This window comes from Novosphingobium decolorationis (assembly GCF_018417475.1).
GTDB lineage: Bacteria > Pseudomonadota > Alphaproteobacteria > Sphingomonadales > Sphingomonadaceae > Novosphingobium > Novosphingobium decolorationis.
Genome location: NZ_CP054856.1, coordinates 3,377,390 through 3,392,757, shown reverse-complemented (window position 1 = coordinate 3,392,757; position 15,368 = coordinate 3,377,390). Strand labels below are relative to the sequence as shown.

Here is a 15,368-nt window from a genome sequence, read left to right as displayed (position 1 = left end):
CCTTGCTGCGCGTCAACCGCGCAGCGTGGCTCCGAGCTTGGCGGCGGCCTGCGTCACCTTCTCGCTGATTACCTTGAGGTCGGCCTCCTTGTAGCTCTTTTCAAGCGGCTGGAGCGTGACTTCAAGAGCCAGCGACTTCTGGCCTTCGGGCACGCCCTGGCCGCGGAAATCGTCGAACAGGCGTGCGGCCACGATGTTCACCTTGTCCGCGCCCTGCACCACGCGCACCAGGTCGGCGGCGGGAAGCTCGGCGGGAACGAGGAAGGCGAAGTCGCGCGTCACCGACTGGAGCGCAGGCGGCGTGTAGGAAGTACGGGTAAAGCTCGCCGCCCCCTTCTTGCCCGGGATCGCATCGAGGAAGATCTCGACCAGAGCTACGCTGCCCGCGATGTCGAACTGCTTGGCAATGGCCGGGTGCAGCATGCCAAAGCGCGCGAGCACGTTCTTGGGACCAAGGCGCAGCGTTGCCGACTGGCCGGGGTGGAACTGGGGGCCAGCCTCGCCCATGACCTGCAGCTTCTCGACAGGCGCGCCCGCCTCGGCGAGCAGCGCCATGGCTTCGGCCTTGGCATCGTACGCATCGAAGGCGACGGCCTTGCCGGTGGCCCAGCCACGCGGAGTCTTGTCGCCCGCAAGGATCACGCCCAGCGTCAGGCGCTCATCGCTCGCCCCGCCCTTGCCGCGCAGGTAGCGACGGCCCAGTTCGAACAGGCGCAGCGAGGAGGAACCTCGGTCAAGGTTGCGCTTGGCCGCCGAAATGAGGCCCGGCAGGAGCGAGGGACGCATTGCCTTCAGGTCTTCGCTGATCGGGTTGGCCAGAACCCAGAGCTTTTCCTCGCCTGCAAAGGCCTCGGCCTCGGCTTCGGGAAGGAAGGACCAGGTCACCGCTTCGTTGAGACCGCGCGCAGCCGCAGCGCGGCGCACGCGGCGCTCCAGCTTCTGCGCCGGGGTTGCGGTGGGCAGAGCGACACCATCGGCGCGCGGAAGGGCCACGCTCGCGATGTTGTCGAGGCCATAAATGCGCACGACTTCCTCGAGGATGTCGGGGGCGCCGTCGACGTCCGGGCGCCAGCCCGGCACGGTGACCGCCCAGGCCTTGTCGTGGCCCGTCTCTGCAGCAACAACCGAGAAGCCAAGGCTCTCCAGGATCGCCTGCTGCTGCTCGGGCGCGATGACCACACCGCCGAGGTCACCGGTGAGCGCCGGATCGAAGTGGACAATCCTGGGGGTTGCGGGCGCAGCGCCCACGCGCACGACCTCGGACGCCTCACCGCCGCACAGCGACTGGATCAGCGCGGTGAGGAGGTTCAGGCCGGTATCGAGAAAGGCCGGATCGATGCCACGCTCGAAGCGCGCGCGCGCGTCCGAGGTGAGGTTGAGCGCGCGGCCCGTCAGCGCGATGCGCTGCGGGTCGAAGTAGGCGATCTCAAGGAGAACGTCGGTGGTCGCCTCCTCGCAGCCCGAGTGCTGGCCGCCCATGATGCCTGCGATGTCGTGGACGCCCGCCTCGTCGGCGATCACGGTCATGCTGGGATCGAGAGTGTACTCCTTCTCGTTCAGCGCGGTGACCTTCTCGCCCTCGGCGGCGCGGCGCGCGGTGACCGCACCGCTCAGCTTCGCAAGGTCATAGGCGTGCGCGGGACGGCCATAGGCCAGCATCACGAAGTTGGTGGCATCGACAAGCGCGGAGATCGGGCGCTGGCCTGCAGCCTTGAGGCAATCCTGCAGCCACTGCGGCGAAGGACCGTTCGTCACGCCCTTGATGACGCGGCCGTGGAAGGCCGGACACCCCTCGGCGTCCTCGATGCGGATCTCGACCGGGCACGGGAAGCTGCCCGCAACGTCGGCAGCTTCAATCGGCTTGAGCGTGCCCAGACCGGCTGCGGCGAGGTCGCGCGCGATGCCGTAGACGCCCATGCAGTCGGGACGGTTGGGGGTGATCGAGACGTCGATCACCGGATCCGCGCCGTGGTATTCGGCGAAGGCCATGCCCACCGGCGCATCCTCGGGAAGCTCGATGATGCCTTCGTGCGCATCGCCCAGTTCCAGCTCGCGCACCGAGCACATCATGCCGTTCGATTCGACGCCGCGGATGGCCGACTTCTTCAGGACCATGCCGTTGGCCGGAACGCTGGCGCCCGGAAGGCCGAGCACGCCCAGCATCCCCGCACGCGCGTTGGGCGCGCCGCACACGACCTGCAGCGGATCGCCCTCGCCGGTGTCGACCGAGAGGACCTGCAGCTTGTCCGCGTCAGGGTGGCGCACCGCGGTCAGCACCTTGGCGACGCGGAAACCGGCGAGCTTCTCGGCCGGGTCCTCGATGCCCTCGACCTCGATGCCGATGCGGTTGAGGGTGGCGGCGACATCCTCGATGCCGGCGTCGGTCTCAAGGTACTGCTTGAGCCAGGAAAGCGAGAATTTCATCGTATCTAGTCCTCTTTTTCCGCTCAGGCCGGGGTGCCGACGCCACCCGAGAGGGTCGGGACGTCCATGGCGGAAAAACCGTAATGCGAAAGCCAGCGCACATCGCCGTCGAAGAAGGCGCGCAGGTCATCCATGCCGTATTTCAGCATGGCGAGGCGGTCGACGCCGGTGCCAAAGGCAAAGCCCTGCCATTCGTCGGGATCGAGCCCGGCCGCTTCGATGACGCGGCGATTGACCATGCCCGAGCCGAGCACTTCCATCCAGGCGTGGCCCGGCGCATCGCCCGAGCCGCCGACCACGCGGCGCCCGTTCTCCTGGCTGTAGCCCACGTCCACTTCCACCGAGGGCTCGGTGAAGGGGAAGTAGCTGGGGCGCAGGCGCAGGACGATGTCGTCGCGCTCGAAGTAGGCCTTGAGGAAGGTCTCCAGGGTCCACTTGAGATGGCCCAGGTGAATGCCCTTGTCGATGACCAGGCCTTCAACCTGGTGGAACATCGGCGTGTGCGTTGCGTCGCTGTCCGAGCGGTACACGCGGCCCGGCGCGATGATGCGGATCGGCGCGCCCTTTTCGATCATCGCGCGGATCTGCACGGGCGAGGTGTGCGTGCGCAGCAGCATCTCACGGCCCTTCTCGTCCCGGTCGGGGAAGTAGAAGGTGTCGTGCATGGCGCGCGCCGGGTGCGTCTCGGGCATGTTGAGCGCGGTGAAGTTGTGCCAGTCGTCCTCGATCTCGGGACCGGTCGCGACGGCAAAGCCCAGGTCCGCGAAGACTTCGGCCAGCTCATCCATGACCTGCGAGATCGGGTGAACGGACCCACGCGGCGTTTCGGGCGCGGGAAGCGAGAGGTCGATGGTTTCGGCGGCGAGGCGCGCTTCGAGCGCGGCGCTCTCGAGCGCGTCCTTGCGTGCGGTGATGGCGCCCGTGACGCTTTCACGCAGGGCATGGATCTTCGGCCCCTCTTCCTTGCGTTCGTCCGGGCTCATCTTGCCCAGGGTCTTGAGCAGGCCCGAGATCGAGCCCTGCTTGCCCAGGAACTCGACGCGCAGGGCTTCCAGCGTATCGAGATCCCCGGCCCCTTCGATGCGCGAAAGAGCGTCCTGGCCTGTTGCTGCGTAGTCCACGTCGAGTTCTGCCTGTTCTTTGGTCAATGTCCTGAGCGGGGTCCTTTAGGAGCCTCTCCGGCGAAGCGCAACGATGGAGCGCCCGCCGATCAGGCGACCAGCGAACGCGTGCCGCCGCGCGGGCCGACTTCCTCGACCATGTAGCGCGCCCGCTCCTTGAGCACGGCATCGACGAAAGGCTTGGAACGATGGCTGTATTCGGAGGGCGTCATGCCCATGAACTCGCGAAAGTCGCGGACGAACTGGGCCTGGTCGCAGTACCCCGGATCGAGCGCATCGATCCACTTTAGCGAGGGGTCCGCTGCAAAATGCGCAAGACTGCGCAGGAAGCGCTGGCGGCGCAGCAGGAGCTTGGGCGGGAAGCCGAAAGCGCGCTGGCACAGGCGCTCCAGCGTGCGGCGCGTGACACCGGCCCTTCCGGCGAGGTCCTCCACGCTGCTGACCTCAGGATCCCGGATCGCCTCGTAGGCCGCCGCAATCGTACCTGCGGCCGGATCGTCGATCGGCTCCAGCCCCATGAAGAATTGGGTAATCCGGCACAGTTCCCCCCTCGCATCGGGCACACCCGACGAAAGCGTGTCGGCCAGGGGGCGGAAACGTTCGAAGGCCGGATCGGCCATGCCGTCGACAAGGCGGTTGGCGTAATCGCGCGCAGGCTTGCCCACGAGCAGCGCCCATCCCAGCGGGTGGATCAGCACGCCCCACTGCCGCACGCTGCCGGTCCGCACATAGGCTTCCTGCGAACGCGCGCCCGACACCACGAAGCGCGAACCGGGCAGAGCCTCACCCGAACGGGTGGTGCCTCCCACGACCCCTTGCGCATTGAAACGCATGGTCGCCCAGTCCGGGAACATGAAGTCCTCGACCATCCCGCCATCGGGTACGTCGATCTCGATCAGAAAGACGCTCGCAAAGTAGCGATGCAGTTCCGGAGCCACATCCAAGTAATTAGCCGTAACTTTACAGCGAGCCGTCATGCACGACCCATAGCCGAGAAAGTTCCGGCGGTTAAGTAAAAGTTACAAGGGTTAAAAGGAGGGTAAGTATACCCCAAATCGAGTAGGGGGGCGCCTCACGGCGCCCCCCTCTCACACCACCGGACGTACGTACTGCGTATCACGGCGGTTTCCGGTACGGTTTAAGGCGGCATGTTGGAGAGCGAGGCTTGAGAGACCTGCCTGATCGAACCATGCGTTGGGCATGCCGTGGGCGGCCTGAGGGCTGCCCGACAGGCGCCACCAGCCCTTTCCCGAGAGCGCGAAGATCCAAGCCTGCCATTCTGGGACGCCGTTTTCCCTTAAGAAAGTGGCGATCGTCATGGTGCGCTTGCACTGTTTGAGCCGGACGCAGCGAAGCTTGCGCCGGAGCCAGCTGTCGATCTCGCGCAAAACCGTCTGAGCCCGGGCGTGTCGGTAGTAGGTGACCCACCCTGTAGTGAAGGCATTGGTCTGTGCGATCATCGCCGCGAGGCTGATGCCTCGGTTGCGGCGCGTAATCGCCCTGAGCCGCTCCTTCAGCCGCGTGAGACTTTTGTTCGCTATGCTCAAAAAGCCTCCCGCTGTCAGACGGTGGCCGAGGAAGGTACGTTCCCGGACGTGTGCAACCGCGCTCTTGGCCTGATTGACGCGGAGTCGGAGCTTGCCTTCCAGCAAGGCGGTAACCGAAGCCATGACGCGCTCCCCCGCTGCCTGTGACCGTACATAGATGTTACAGTCGTCGGCGTAGCGGCAGAACCGGTGGCCCCGGCGTTCGAGCTCCTTGTCGAGGTCATCCAGAATGAGGTTAGCGATCAGCGGCGAGAGGGCCGCCTTGCGGGGTCCTCCTGCCGTTCGACGTGCACACCACCCGACAGCATCCCGGCCTGTAGAAACCGGCGGATGATGACGAGCAGGCGGGTCGGCGATGTGCCGGGCCAGACGGGCCATGACGATGTCGTGGTTCACCCGATCAAAGAATTTCTCCGTGTCGAGGTCTACGACGATCGCATAGCCGTCCCGCACATAGTCCGGGCCTGACGCAGCGCATCGTGTGCGCCGCGTCCGGGGCGGAACCCAAAACTCGATGCCGAGAATGTCGGATCAAGGACGGGATCCAGGACTTGCAGTATCGCCTGTTGTACCAGCCGGTCGACAGCCGTCGGAATGCCCAGCTGGCGCACTCCTTTCCCGCCGGGTTTGGGAATTTCAACTCCGCGCACCAGGCTTGGACGGTAAGTACCGTCGAGTAACGAGGCGATCAGCCTCTCACGGTTTCCTGCAATCCAGTCACGCAGGTCGGGGACGGTCATCCCGTCCACGCCCGGCGCCCCCTTGTTCGCTTTCACCCGCTTGTAGGCTTGGTTCAGGTTGGCCGAGCTGGCCACCTCCTCCATCACGTAACGCGTCAAGGCGAGGCTCGGCCCATGCCGTGGGTGATTGCCGCTCCTCGATCGTCCCAGCGCCAGTTCCGCCTTTGCCGGTGACGTCGTGGCCAAGCGATGCCTTCAGGGCTTCATCGAAGAAGTCCTGCTGCTTCCCGCTACCTTGCTGCCGCTCCACACCCATCGAATGTGCCCAGTCTTGCTCCTTGGGTACCGAATTTGGTCCTTCGCCGGCTTGCGCCCGCTACTATGACCGCTGCTGACTTCTCCGGGCCCATCCAGCAACATCACTGCCGCTGTTCTCCGGATCGTCCGGAGAGGCCAGGAGATCTCCCGGGGTAAGACGTTGATCCTTCACTCGGTCGCTGCCGGATTTACCAATGCGCGCGTCTGTCTGGCTATCGGACATCCCCATCCATTGCTGGGTTATCCCGCCGCACCGGCCTTCTATCCGATTCCTGTTCGTCAGCTCCGAGCTTTGCCTCCGGCTTCCTCCCCACCCCGCCTCGCGGCGACGCAGTTGCCTTCAGCTAGCAGTTCCCACCAGCAGGCCTGCAAAGGACTTACACCTCCTGCATCAACGCCGTGCCCGGCACACAAGGAAAGGGCGCGGACATTGCTGCCCGCGCCCTTGCGCTTCGTCCACGGGAGGCTCCGAAGAGCCGCCCCGTATCCGATCCGATGCTTACGCCGGAAGCGCGGCCTTGGCCTGCGCGATCACGGTCGAGAACACCGCACCCTCGTTCATGGCGAGGTCGGCCATGGTCTTGCGGTCGAGCTCGATGCCAGCGAGCTTGGCGCCGTGCATGAACTGCGAGTAGGTCAGACCTTCGTTGCGGACGGCAGCGTTGATGCGCTGGATCCACAAGGCGCGGAAGTTGCGCTTCTTGACCTTGCGGTCACGGTACGCGTACTGGCCAGCCTTTTCGACGGCCTGACGGGCAACGCGGATCGTGTTCTTGCGACGGCCGCGGTAACCCTTGGCCTGATCCAGAATACGCTTGTGCTTGGCACGGGTGGTAACACCACGCTTGATACGGCTCATTGGTCAGTACTCCTCAGTTGAGCCCGTAGGGCGCCCACTTCTTGATCGTCTTGGCATCGGCGTCGGAAATGACCTCGGTGCCGCGATTCTGGCGGATGTACTTGCCGTTGTGGCTGATCAGGCGGTGGCGCTTGCCGGCGACGCCGTGCTTCACCTTGCCGGTGGCGGTGAGCTTGAAGCGCTTCTTGACGCCGCTCTTCGTCTTCAACTTGGGCATTTTCGTCTCCTTTACAGGGACACGTTCGGTCGACCCTGGCAGCCCTTGTCGCCAGGCCGACCCGCGAATCTCTTTGTGAAAGACTCAACCGTGTCGATTGAAGGGCGGCCCATTACCGGCCAACGGCGCGGAAGGCAAGCCCCTCAATGGCCGACCAGGACCATCGCCGCCCAGTTCCCGGGCTGCGCCGCGCCTTCGGGGCCACGCCCGGCGATGAGTTCAAGCTGCGCGCTCTGGAGCGCGCGTGCCGCAGCGCGCCCCCTGGCGTGCTCCTCGACCGCGCGGACCACCAATTGCGCGGCCACGTCATCGCGCACCGGCCAGTGCGAGACGAGCAGCGAGCGCGCCCCTGCGTGCAGGAAGGCCGCGGCAAGCCCTGCAAAGATCGGCGCGCCCGGGGCCCCGCCGCTCGCCGTATCGCAGGCCGAGAGGATGACCCAGTCGGCATCGAGACGCAGCCGCATGACCTCCGAGGCCATCAGCAGGCCGTCCGCAGCCGCCCCCTCGCCCCGGCCGGGCGCGAGGACGAGCGCAGGCTCTTCAAGCCCGGCCCGCGTTCCACCCGCCAGACCGTGAACGGCGAAAGCCAGGATATCGTAGTCCTCCAGCGGCAGGGCCGCGAGAGCCTCTTCCCGGGCCTCCTCGCCCACCAGCAGCGTGGCACGGTCCTGTCCGAACACGCTGGCCAGCGCCTCCAGTTCGCGCGCCGCGCCAGGCAGCGGCGCCAGATCGGAGAGGTCCACGCCTGCCGAGCCCGAGGGGCCACGCACGGACGCCCCCACGCCCAGAAAACGCCGCCGCCCCGCCTCGGACCGCGAAGCCTGCTCCCCCATGAGGAGTGAAGGCGCAACGCGAACACTGTGCTCGCGCACCAGCCAGGCGACCTGCCCCGGATCGACCTGCCCCCCATCCCTGCCCACGCTTTCACGCACGAGCAACGCCGGGGGCAGCCCCGCCAGATCGCCGCCCGCGAAATAGACAAGGTCGCGATGGCTCGCGAGGATCTCGGCCAGCTCGTCCGGGAAAAGTGCCTGGTAAAGGCCATGCGCGGCCTCGTAGGCAAAGACGGGGGGCTCCCCCGCGATGGCCCGCGGCGAGGCCGGATCGAGCGATGCGCGCAAGGTGCGCAGCTGCCCGCGAACGGTGCTGCGGGGCTGGGCCGACTGGCCCCAGGCAAGGCCCTCGCGCGTGACAAGGATCGTCACGACGTGGTCTTCCAGCAGCAGCGGCGCAACAAGCGCCTCGTCCGGTGCAAGCCCCGCCCGGTAGTCGGCAAGAGCGACCGGTTCGGGGCTTCCAAGCGTGCGCAAGCTCGGCACCTCACGCGCGAGGCGCGTGCCCAGCGCGGCGATCTCGGTGTCGTTCGCGGCGATCTCGGCGGCAAGGCGCGCGGCACGTGGCCCTTCCCCGGCCGAAAGCGCAAAGCTGTTCTCCCGCTCAAGCGCCCGGCGACGATACAGGCGATCCTGGAAGTTGCGCACCAGGTCGGCGGTCTGCGCGTTTGCGGCCGCGGCGCGCGCAGCCACTTCGCGCGTCACCACCACGATGTCGGACATGTTGGCAAGCTGGAGGTAGCGGAAGGCGGCCTCCTCACGCCCCGTGCGCAAGGCCAGATCCGCCGCGACCGCAAAGCCCGGCGCGAAGGTCGGCGCGAAACGGACCAGATCACCGCGGCTGGCGGCGGCGTCGAGAAGGCGGGTCTCGAGCCGCTGCGCGACACTCTGCACACGGGCCCAGGCCTCTTCCTGCCGTCCCAGCGCGGCCAGAATGCGCGCCTCGCCGATCTCGAGCGGCATGCGGCGTACATCGTCCGCCTCGAAACGGCTGCGCAGAACGGTCATGGCCGGTACAGCTTCGGCCAGGGCCCCTTGCGCATTACCCTGCGCCAGGCGCGTCAGCGCGCGCTCCATATGGGTGCGGGCGCGCTCGGGATCATCCTCGGGCAGGGCCTTGTCGACGATGGCCACGGCCGCATCGCGGCGCTCGCGGGCAACCGCGAGGTCCCCGCGCTCCTGCGCGGCATCGGCGGCATTGCGCAAGGGGAAGGAGGCACTTGCCGGGTCGCGCCCGATACTGGCCCTTTCGTGGAACTGTGCAGCCTCCAGCCAGAGCGTCTCGGCCTCTTCCAGGCGTCCCAGACGCCGCAGCACGCCTGCGTAATTCGACAGCGAGATCGCCCGGTAATGCCAGCTCTCAGCCTGGTAGGTCCCTTCCAGTTCGACAACACGCGCGAGCGCCTTCTGCGCCTCGGCATAGCGCCCCGTGGTCAGGAGGATTGCGCCCAGGTTGCCCAGCGCCAAGGTCTGAAGCGGACTGTCCTCGGGCAAGTGCGCGGCGGCATGGTTGGCCGCCCGCTTCGCCTCTGCAAGCGCGGCTTCGAGCTGGCCGACCATGAACAGGGTGCCCGCATGCGAGGCCATCTGGTTGACCACCGCCGGATCGGCCGGGTCCTGGCAGCGCGCGGCAAGGTCGGCCGCGATCCCGTATTCGCGCTCCGCCTCGCTGTAGCGCCCCTGCGCATAGGCGACAGTGCCAAGGCCGTTATGCGCAAAGCTCGCTGCGGCCGACTGCGCCCCTGACGTCGCCTCGGCCAGAACCAGCGCACGGCGGGCGCTGTCCTCGGCGCGCGCGATCTGTTTCGTATCGGTCAGGATCGTTGCCATCACGGTCAGCGCCTCGGCTTCGAGCGCGCTGCCCGTCAGGCCCGCCTGCGCGATCTGCACGAGCGTCCGCTCCCCCACCTCCAGCGCGGCCTCCGCCTGGTCGGAATAGTCGAGCGACCAGGCAAGGCGGGTCTGGCCGCGCACGTCCCAGCGCGCGCCCACGCCACCTGCCCGCTCCGCCCTTGCGAGGAGCGCGCGCCAGTCGTTCGCCTGCCCGGCGCTATCGGCGTACCTGTCGCGCGCCAGAGCGCGTGCGAAAGCCTCTTCCAGAGGAGTTTGCGGCGCAGGCTCGGCCACAGGTCCGCTGCAGGCCGCAGATGCCGGCAGCGCCATGAAGGCGGCCCAGGCCGCAGCTGCGATTCGAACCCCGATCCTCATCCTGCGCGTCGGTATGAAGGCTAAGCCTGTGAATACAAGTGCGCAGAGGCATTACGCCTGCCGAAAGGATGAAGCTCCGGTGTCCACAAGCCAGCGCGCGAAGTCGCCACCGGGCAGCTCGAGGCTCCCGCGCGGCAGCGGACGTGCATAGCGATACGCCTGCGCGGCCCGGCAGCGACCATCATCCAACCGGGCGCCGATCGCCGCGCGCCGGTACTCGCCCGCCCCGTGCGTCCGGGGACTACAACCCTCGTAGGCGTCGAGTTCGCTTAGCATCGCGCGTGAGAAGGAGGGCCGTGCCGCGTAGAGCATCCCTGCGACCCGCCCCTCTCCAGGGAGAAGCACGGGATACCACCCGTCAGGATCGGGGATCGCGACAAGGCGCCCGCGCACCTGCGCAGGCCCCAGGACCCGAAGGTGGGCATGGATCCGGCGCGTAAGTGCGGTTTCCATGCCTGCAAGCAACGTACCGTAGAAGAAGAAGCGGCGCGGCGCGTTCACCCCTGCGCGCCCTTGCGCGCCGCCGGGCGGCGCACACTCAATGGTTGCAGACCATCGCCTCGACCACGTCCTCCATGCGCGCCGGATCGCCGAGCGCCAGCACGTGCCCTTCCGAAGCCGCGTGCAGGGGATCGCCGTTCCAGTCGCACATCATGCCGCCTGCCCCCTCGACGATCGGGACAAGCGCGGCCCAATCGTAAAGCTTGAGGCCCGCCTCGCAGACAAGGTCGATATGGCCCGAGGCAAGCAGGCCGTAGTTGTAGCAATCCCCGCCCATGACCATGCGCTTGTGGTCGGTCTTGGCCGCAAGCGCCATGAAGTGCTCGCCCTGGTGATTGTCGAAGTAGTGCGGGCCCGTCGTGGCCAGCACCGCATCCGACAGTTCGCGGCAGCGGCGCGTTTCGATGGGCTTTCCGTTGAAGGTGGTGGCGCGACCACTCGCCCCCACCCAGCGCTCGCCCAGGATCGGCTGGTCGATCACGCCCAGCACCGGCCAGCCATCGACGAGCAGCGCGATCAGGGTACCGAAAATCGGGCGGCCCACCACGAAGGAGACCGTGCCATCGATGGGATCGAGCACCCATTCACGCCGCGAGGTGCCCTTCTCGGTACCGAATTCCTCACCGGTGATGCCGTCCTCGGGCGCTTCGGCCCGCAGGATCTCGCGCATGGCCTCTTCGGCCGCGCGGTCCGCCACGGTCACGGGCGAGGCATCGCCCTTCTTCTCGGTGTCGAGATTGGCGGCGCGAAAATAGGGGCGAATAGCCTCGCCGGCCGCATCGGCTAGGCGCAGGGCAAGGGCGAGGTCCTGTTCGATCGTCATGGCGGCCCTGTTCTCCCAGCGTGGAGGCAAGGTCAAGACACAGGTGCAACCAATCGCGCGTGATTGGCGCTTGTCGCTCACCGAATCCGCGAGTAGGCCCAAGCCGAGGGAGCATAAGACAGGGGCAGGAATTGGTTCAGAAAAAGGCGCCCGCCTTCAATCCCCTTATCGTTCCCGAATTCGGCGTCACACCTGCGGGACAACCGATGTCCTACAATCGCGGGCCTTCGCGTGATCTGGCGCCGTGGATCGGACGGATCTACATCAGCAAGGTCGTGCTGCCCCCGGATTACACCCTGGAATGCAGCCAGTTCAACGACATCGCATGCCTGCGTCTGCAGCTTGCGGGGCGCTGGGCCGCGAAGACCGCGAATGGCTGGGAAGAGGCAGAACGCTCCGCCTGCCTGTTCGGCCCGCAGACCCATCCCATGCCTGTCCGCGTCTCGGGGAGCTTCACCAACATCGGCGTTGCCATCCGGCCCGGTGCCAGCACGGCACTCAAAGGCGTACCACTGGGCGAGATCGTCAACCGGCTGGTGCGCACGGGCGACCTTGGCCTTCCCGAAGACGAACTTCTCGCCCGCTTCGCACCTGAAGGGACTCCCGAGGACTGGGCGCGAGCCCTGGAAGACCTGTTTCGCGAACGGGTGGAGGAAACAGGGGGCGCCGTACCCGACCCGATCTCGGTCCAGTTCGAGCAACTGGCCTACCGCACGCCCTCGATGACAGTGGCGCAGGCCGCGCGCGACTGCGGGGTGGATCGGCGGCGACTGGAACGGGTGATCCTGCGCGACTACGGGCTACCGCCCAAGCAGGTCCTGCGGCGCGCGCGCGCGCTCGACATGGCCAGCCACCTGCGCGGGGTGGGCGACCGCTCCGAAGCCGAAGCGATCATGCTGCGCTATTACGATGAAAGTCACCTGATCCACGAATTCGCGGATCTCTTCGGGGTCTCGCCGGGCCAGTTTGCCGCAACGGCGCAGCCGCTGCTGACGCTGTCGCTCGAGGCCCGCCAGGCGCGGCGCCTCGAAGACCTCAAGCGGATCGCTCCGGGCGATGCACGCCCCTGGCAGAAGGCCCCCGCCTGAGGGCCTTCTGCGCAGATAGATCAGTCGAACAGGCTCGAGACCGAGCTTTCGTCCGCGATGCGGCGGATCGCCTCGCCCAGCAGCGGGGCGATGGTGAGGATGCGGATACGGTCGGATGCCTGCGCGGCCTCGGTCGCCTGGATCGAATCGGTGATCACCAGTTCCTTGAGCGCCGAGTTGTTCACGCGCGAAACCGCCGCGCCCGAAAGCACGCCGTGGGTGATGTAGGCCGTGACGCTCGCCGCGCCCTGGTCCATCAGCGCCTGCGCCGCGTTGCACAGGGTGCCGCCCGAATCGATGATGTCGTCGATGAGAATGCAGGCGCGGCCCTGGACGTCGCCGATGATGTTCATGACTTCCGACTGGCCCGGACGGTCACGGCGCTTGTCGACGATCGCGAGCGGCGCGTTGTCGAGACGCTTGGCGAGCGCACGGGCGCGCACCACGCCGCCCACGTCCGGCGAAACCACCATCAGCGACTGGTCGCCATAGCGGGCCTGGATGTCGGCGGCCATCACGGGGGCTGCGAACAGGTTGTCGGTGGGGATGTCGAAGAAGCCCTGGATCTGGCCAGCGTGCAGATCGACCGAGAGGACGCGGTCGGCGCCGGCTTCGGTCATCAGGTTGGCGACCAGCTTGGCCGAGATCGGCGTGCGCGGGCCGGGCTTGCGGTCCTGGCGGGCGTAGCCGAAGTAGGGAACGACTGCGGTGATGCGGCGCGCCGAGGCACGGCGCAGCGCGTCGATGCAGATCAGCAGTTCCATCAGGTTGTCGTTGGCCGGGTAGCTGGTCGGCTGGACGACGAAGACGTCTTCACCGCGCACGTTCTCGTGGATCTCGACGAAGATTTCCTCGTCCGCGAAACGACGCACGCTGGCATCGGTCAGCGGCAGCTCCAGATAGGCGGCAACCGCGCGCGCCAGCGGAAGGTTGCTGTTACCCGACATGATCTTCATTGCGAATCCCCGAAAAATGCCACTCGTGAGGCCAGAACGCGCCCGCCCTTAGTGACCCGTCACCCAAATGCAATAGAGACGCCCCGCTTTTTTGCGCGTCGTAAACGGCTGCGCGCGGCGTGCCCCTTTCAGCAAAAAGGCCGGATCCACCTGCGTGGAACCGGCCTTTTTCGTTAGCTGTCAGAACGCTGCGCTCAGATCGTGTGCTCGCCCTTGATCCAGCGCACCGTGCCCGAGCTGGCGCGCATGACCACGCTCTCGGTGGTCAGCTTGCCGTTCTTGAAGTGCTTGACGCCATCGAGCAGCGAGCCATCGGTCACACCCGTCGCCGCGAAGATGCAATCGCCCTTGGCGAGGTCTTCCAGCTTGTAGATGCGGTTGAGGTCCTCGATGCCCCACTTGCGGGCGCGCGAACGCTCGTCATCGTTGCGGAACAGGAGGCGTCCGTTGAACTGGCCGCCCACGCAGCGAAGAGCCGCCGCCGCCAGGACGCCCTCGGGCGCGCCGCCCGAACCCATGTAGATGTCGATGTTGGTGTTCTCGTCGGTGGTCGCGATGACACCGGCCACGTCGCCATCCCCGATCAGCACCACGCCGCAGCCCAGGCCACGCAGCTCCTCGATGAGGTCGGCATGGCGCGGACGGTCGAGCACGCACACGATGATGTCGCCCGGCTCCACGCCCTTGGCCGCCGCGACCGCCTTGACGTTCTCGGTCGCGCTCTTCTCGAGGCTGATCACGTCCTTGGGATAGCCCGGGCCCACCGCGATCTTGTCCATGTAGACATCGGGCGCGTTGAGCAGGCCACCTTCTTCGGCCGCCGCCAGAACGGCCAGCGCGTTGGGGCCGGCCTTGGCGGTGATGGTGGTGCCTTCGAGCGGATCGAGCGCGATGTCGATCCTGGGGCCCTTGCCCGGAGCGCCGCCCACCTTCTCGCCGATGAAGAGCATCGGCGCCTCATCGCGCTCGCCCTCACCGATAACGACCGTGCCGTCCATGTAGAGTTCGTCGAAAGCCTTGCGCATGGCTTCGACAGCCGCCGCATCGGCCGCCTTTTCATCGCCGCGCCCAACAAGCTTGGACGCGGATATTGCCGCGGCTTCGGTCACACGTACCATTTCGAGGACGAGGACGCGATCGAGGACTTTACTGGCAGGGGTATGTTCAGACATGTTCACTCCGGATTAATCCGTGGAGGAAAGGTTTGCCTGCCTTAAACAGAGGAACCTGAGTTGTCGAGAAGACGAACTGTGCTTTTGGCGCTTGCCGCGCTCGTCCCGACCTCGGCGCTTGGCCAGGAAGGGGATAATCCCACCGTTTCCGACGTTTCCGACGCGGACCGCGCGATTGCGGAAAAGATGCTGGGCAACAGCGGACGGATCACCCGCGACCGCTCGCGCCGGGCCTGCCTGCGCACGATCCGCCAGGGCGAGATCGTCGTGTGCGCGCCTGATGAGGAGGAGTTCCGCATCCCCTCCACTGCTGAGGACGATCCTACCGGCGCTGCCGGAACCGACGATGGTCGCCTGCGTGCGCCCGACGTCGCAGGCGATGGCATTTTCAAGGGCAAGGCGACGGCAGGCGGCATGTGCGTGGTCGGCCCCTGCCCACCCGAGCAGCCCCTCATCATCGACCTCTCCACCATCCCCGAAGCGCCCGAAGGCTCGGACGCGGACAAGATCGCCAAGGGGCGCCTGCGGGTAGATTAGGACCCGCGGCCCCGCCACGAATGGCACGAGGCGAAAAAGGGGCGCGCCACGGACATGGCGCGCCCCTTTTCGTGTCCTGGCATG

The 15,368-nt window shown here is 66.8% G+C and carries 14 protein-coding genes; 2 read left to right on the top strand and 12 right to left on the bottom strand.

The window, feature by feature from the left end:
* Positions 1-12 precede the first annotated feature (12 nt).
* The 10 genes from pheT to hisN form a co-directional block, all read right to left on the bottom strand.
* Positions 13-2,424 carry a phenylalanine--tRNA ligase subunit beta gene (gene pheT, locus HT578_RS15685; RefSeq protein WP_213500627.1) on the bottom strand — a complete coding sequence of 804 codons (2,412 nt, stop codon included), beginning with the start codon at positions 2,422-2,424 and terminating at the stop codon, positions 13-15.
* A gap of 23 nt (positions 2,425-2,447) precedes the next feature.
* Positions 2,448-3,545: a phenylalanine--tRNA ligase subunit alpha gene (pheS, locus tag HT578_RS15680; RefSeq protein ID WP_213504391.1), complete on the bottom strand. Its 1,098-nt coding sequence runs from the start codon at positions 3,543-3,545 to the stop codon at positions 2,448-2,450.
* 89 nt (positions 3,546-3,634) lie between these two features.
* A complete protein-coding gene (locus tag HT578_RS15675) occupies positions 3,635-4,483 on the bottom strand; it encodes a helix-turn-helix domain-containing protein (protein WP_239026627.1) in 849 nt (282 codons plus the stop codon).
* 150 nt (positions 4,484-4,633) lie between these two features.
* Positions 4,634-5,545 (bottom strand): reverse transcriptase domain-containing protein, encoded by a 912-nt coding sequence (locus HT578_RS15670; RefSeq protein WP_213500623.1) that lies wholly within the window; start codon positions 5,543-5,545, stop codon positions 4,634-4,636.
* Positions 5,518-5,931, bottom strand: a complete 414-nt coding sequence (locus HT578_RS15665; RefSeq protein WP_213500621.1) for a reverse transcriptase domain-containing protein — start codon at positions 5,929-5,931, stop codon at positions 5,518-5,520. Before HT578_RS15665 ends, HT578_RS15670 begins: the two co-directional genes overlap by 28 nt.
* A 658-nt stretch (positions 5,932-6,589) precedes the next feature.
* Positions 6,590-6,949, bottom strand: coding sequence for a 50S ribosomal protein L20 (gene rplT, locus HT578_RS15660; protein WP_039389117.1), 360 nt, complete (start codon positions 6,947-6,949; stop codon positions 6,590-6,592).
* 13 nt (positions 6,950-6,962) lie between these two features.
* Complete coding sequence (gene rpmI / locus HT578_RS15655; protein WP_007012839.1) at positions 6,963-7,166, bottom strand: 50S ribosomal protein L35; 204 nt, start codon at positions 7,164-7,166, stop codon at positions 6,963-6,965.
* Between the two features lie 143 nt (positions 7,167-7,309).
* Positions 7,310-10,207, bottom strand: coding sequence for a CHAT domain-containing tetratricopeptide repeat protein (locus tag HT578_RS15650; RefSeq protein WP_213500618.1), 2,898 nt, complete (start codon positions 10,205-10,207; stop codon positions 7,310-7,312).
* Positions 10,208-10,258: 51 nt separating this feature from the next.
* Positions 10,259-10,708 (bottom strand): gamma-glutamylcyclotransferase family protein, encoded by a 450-nt coding sequence (locus tag HT578_RS15645; RefSeq protein WP_213500616.1) that lies wholly within the window; start codon positions 10,706-10,708, stop codon positions 10,259-10,261.
* A 37-nt stretch (positions 10,709-10,745) separates the two neighbouring features.
* Positions 10,746-11,531 carry a histidinol-phosphatase gene (gene hisN, locus HT578_RS15640; protein ID WP_039389124.1) on the bottom strand — a complete coding sequence of 262 codons (786 nt, stop codon included), beginning with the start codon at positions 11,529-11,531 and terminating at the stop codon, positions 10,746-10,748.
* 206 nt (positions 11,532-11,737) lie between these two features.
* Between hisN and HT578_RS15635 the strand changes: the two genes are divergently transcribed.
* Complete coding sequence (locus tag HT578_RS15635) at positions 11,738-12,619, top strand: helix-turn-helix domain-containing protein (RefSeq protein ID WP_239026318.1); 882 nt, start codon at positions 11,738-11,740, stop codon at positions 12,617-12,619.
* A gap of 20 nt (positions 12,620-12,639) precedes the next feature.
* On the opposite strand, the gene HT578_RS15630 is transcribed toward HT578_RS15635, so the two are convergent.
* On the bottom strand, positions 12,640-13,575 hold the full coding sequence (locus HT578_RS15630) for a ribose-phosphate pyrophosphokinase (protein WP_039389128.1): 936 nt from the start codon (positions 13,573-13,575) through the stop codon (positions 12,640-12,642).
* Positions 13,576-13,769: 194 nt separating this feature from the next.
* Positions 13,770-14,747 (bottom strand): class II fructose-bisphosphatase, encoded by a 978-nt coding sequence (gene glpX, locus HT578_RS15625; RefSeq protein ID WP_039389129.1) that lies wholly within the window; start codon positions 14,745-14,747, stop codon positions 13,770-13,772.
* 78 nt (positions 14,748-14,825) lie between these two features.
* Between glpX and HT578_RS15620 the strand changes: the two genes are divergently transcribed.
* Complete coding sequence (locus HT578_RS15620; RefSeq protein ID WP_239026317.1) at positions 14,826-15,284, top strand: hypothetical protein; 459 nt, start codon at positions 14,826-14,828, stop codon at positions 15,282-15,284.
* Positions 15,285-15,368: the final 84 nt, after the last annotated feature.

Bases quoted from the DNA above. Each gene is read 5' to 3' on its own strand.
- pheT (WP_213500627.1), bottom strand. From the start codon at position 2,424: ATGAAATTCTCGCTTTCCTGGCTCAAGCAGTACCTTGAGACCGACGCC.
- rplT (WP_039389117.1), bottom strand. From the start codon at position 6,949: ATGAGCCGTATCAAGCGTGGTGTTACCACCCGTGCCAAGCACAAGCGT.
- rpmI (WP_007012839.1), bottom strand. From the start codon at position 7,166: ATGCCCAAGTTGAAGACGAAGAGCGGCGTCAAGAAGCGCTTCAAGCTC.
- HT578_RS15650 (WP_213500618.1), bottom strand. From the start codon at position 10,207: ATGAGGATCGGGGTTCGAATCGCAGCTGCGGCCTGGGCCGCCTTCATG.
- hisN (WP_039389124.1), bottom strand. From the start codon at position 11,531: ATGACGATCGAACAGGACCTCGCCCTTGCCCTGCGCCTAGCCGATGCG.
- HT578_RS15635 (WP_239026318.1), top strand. From the start codon at position 11,738: ATGTCCTACAATCGCGGGCCTTCGCGTGATCTGGCGCCGTGGATCGGA.
- HT578_RS15630 (WP_039389128.1), bottom strand. From the start codon at position 13,575: ATGAAGATCATGTCGGGTAACAGCAACCTTCCGCTGGCGCGCGCGGTT.
- glpX (WP_039389129.1), bottom strand. From the start codon at position 14,747: ATGTCTGAACATACCCCTGCCAGTAAAGTCCTCGATCGCGTCCTCGTC.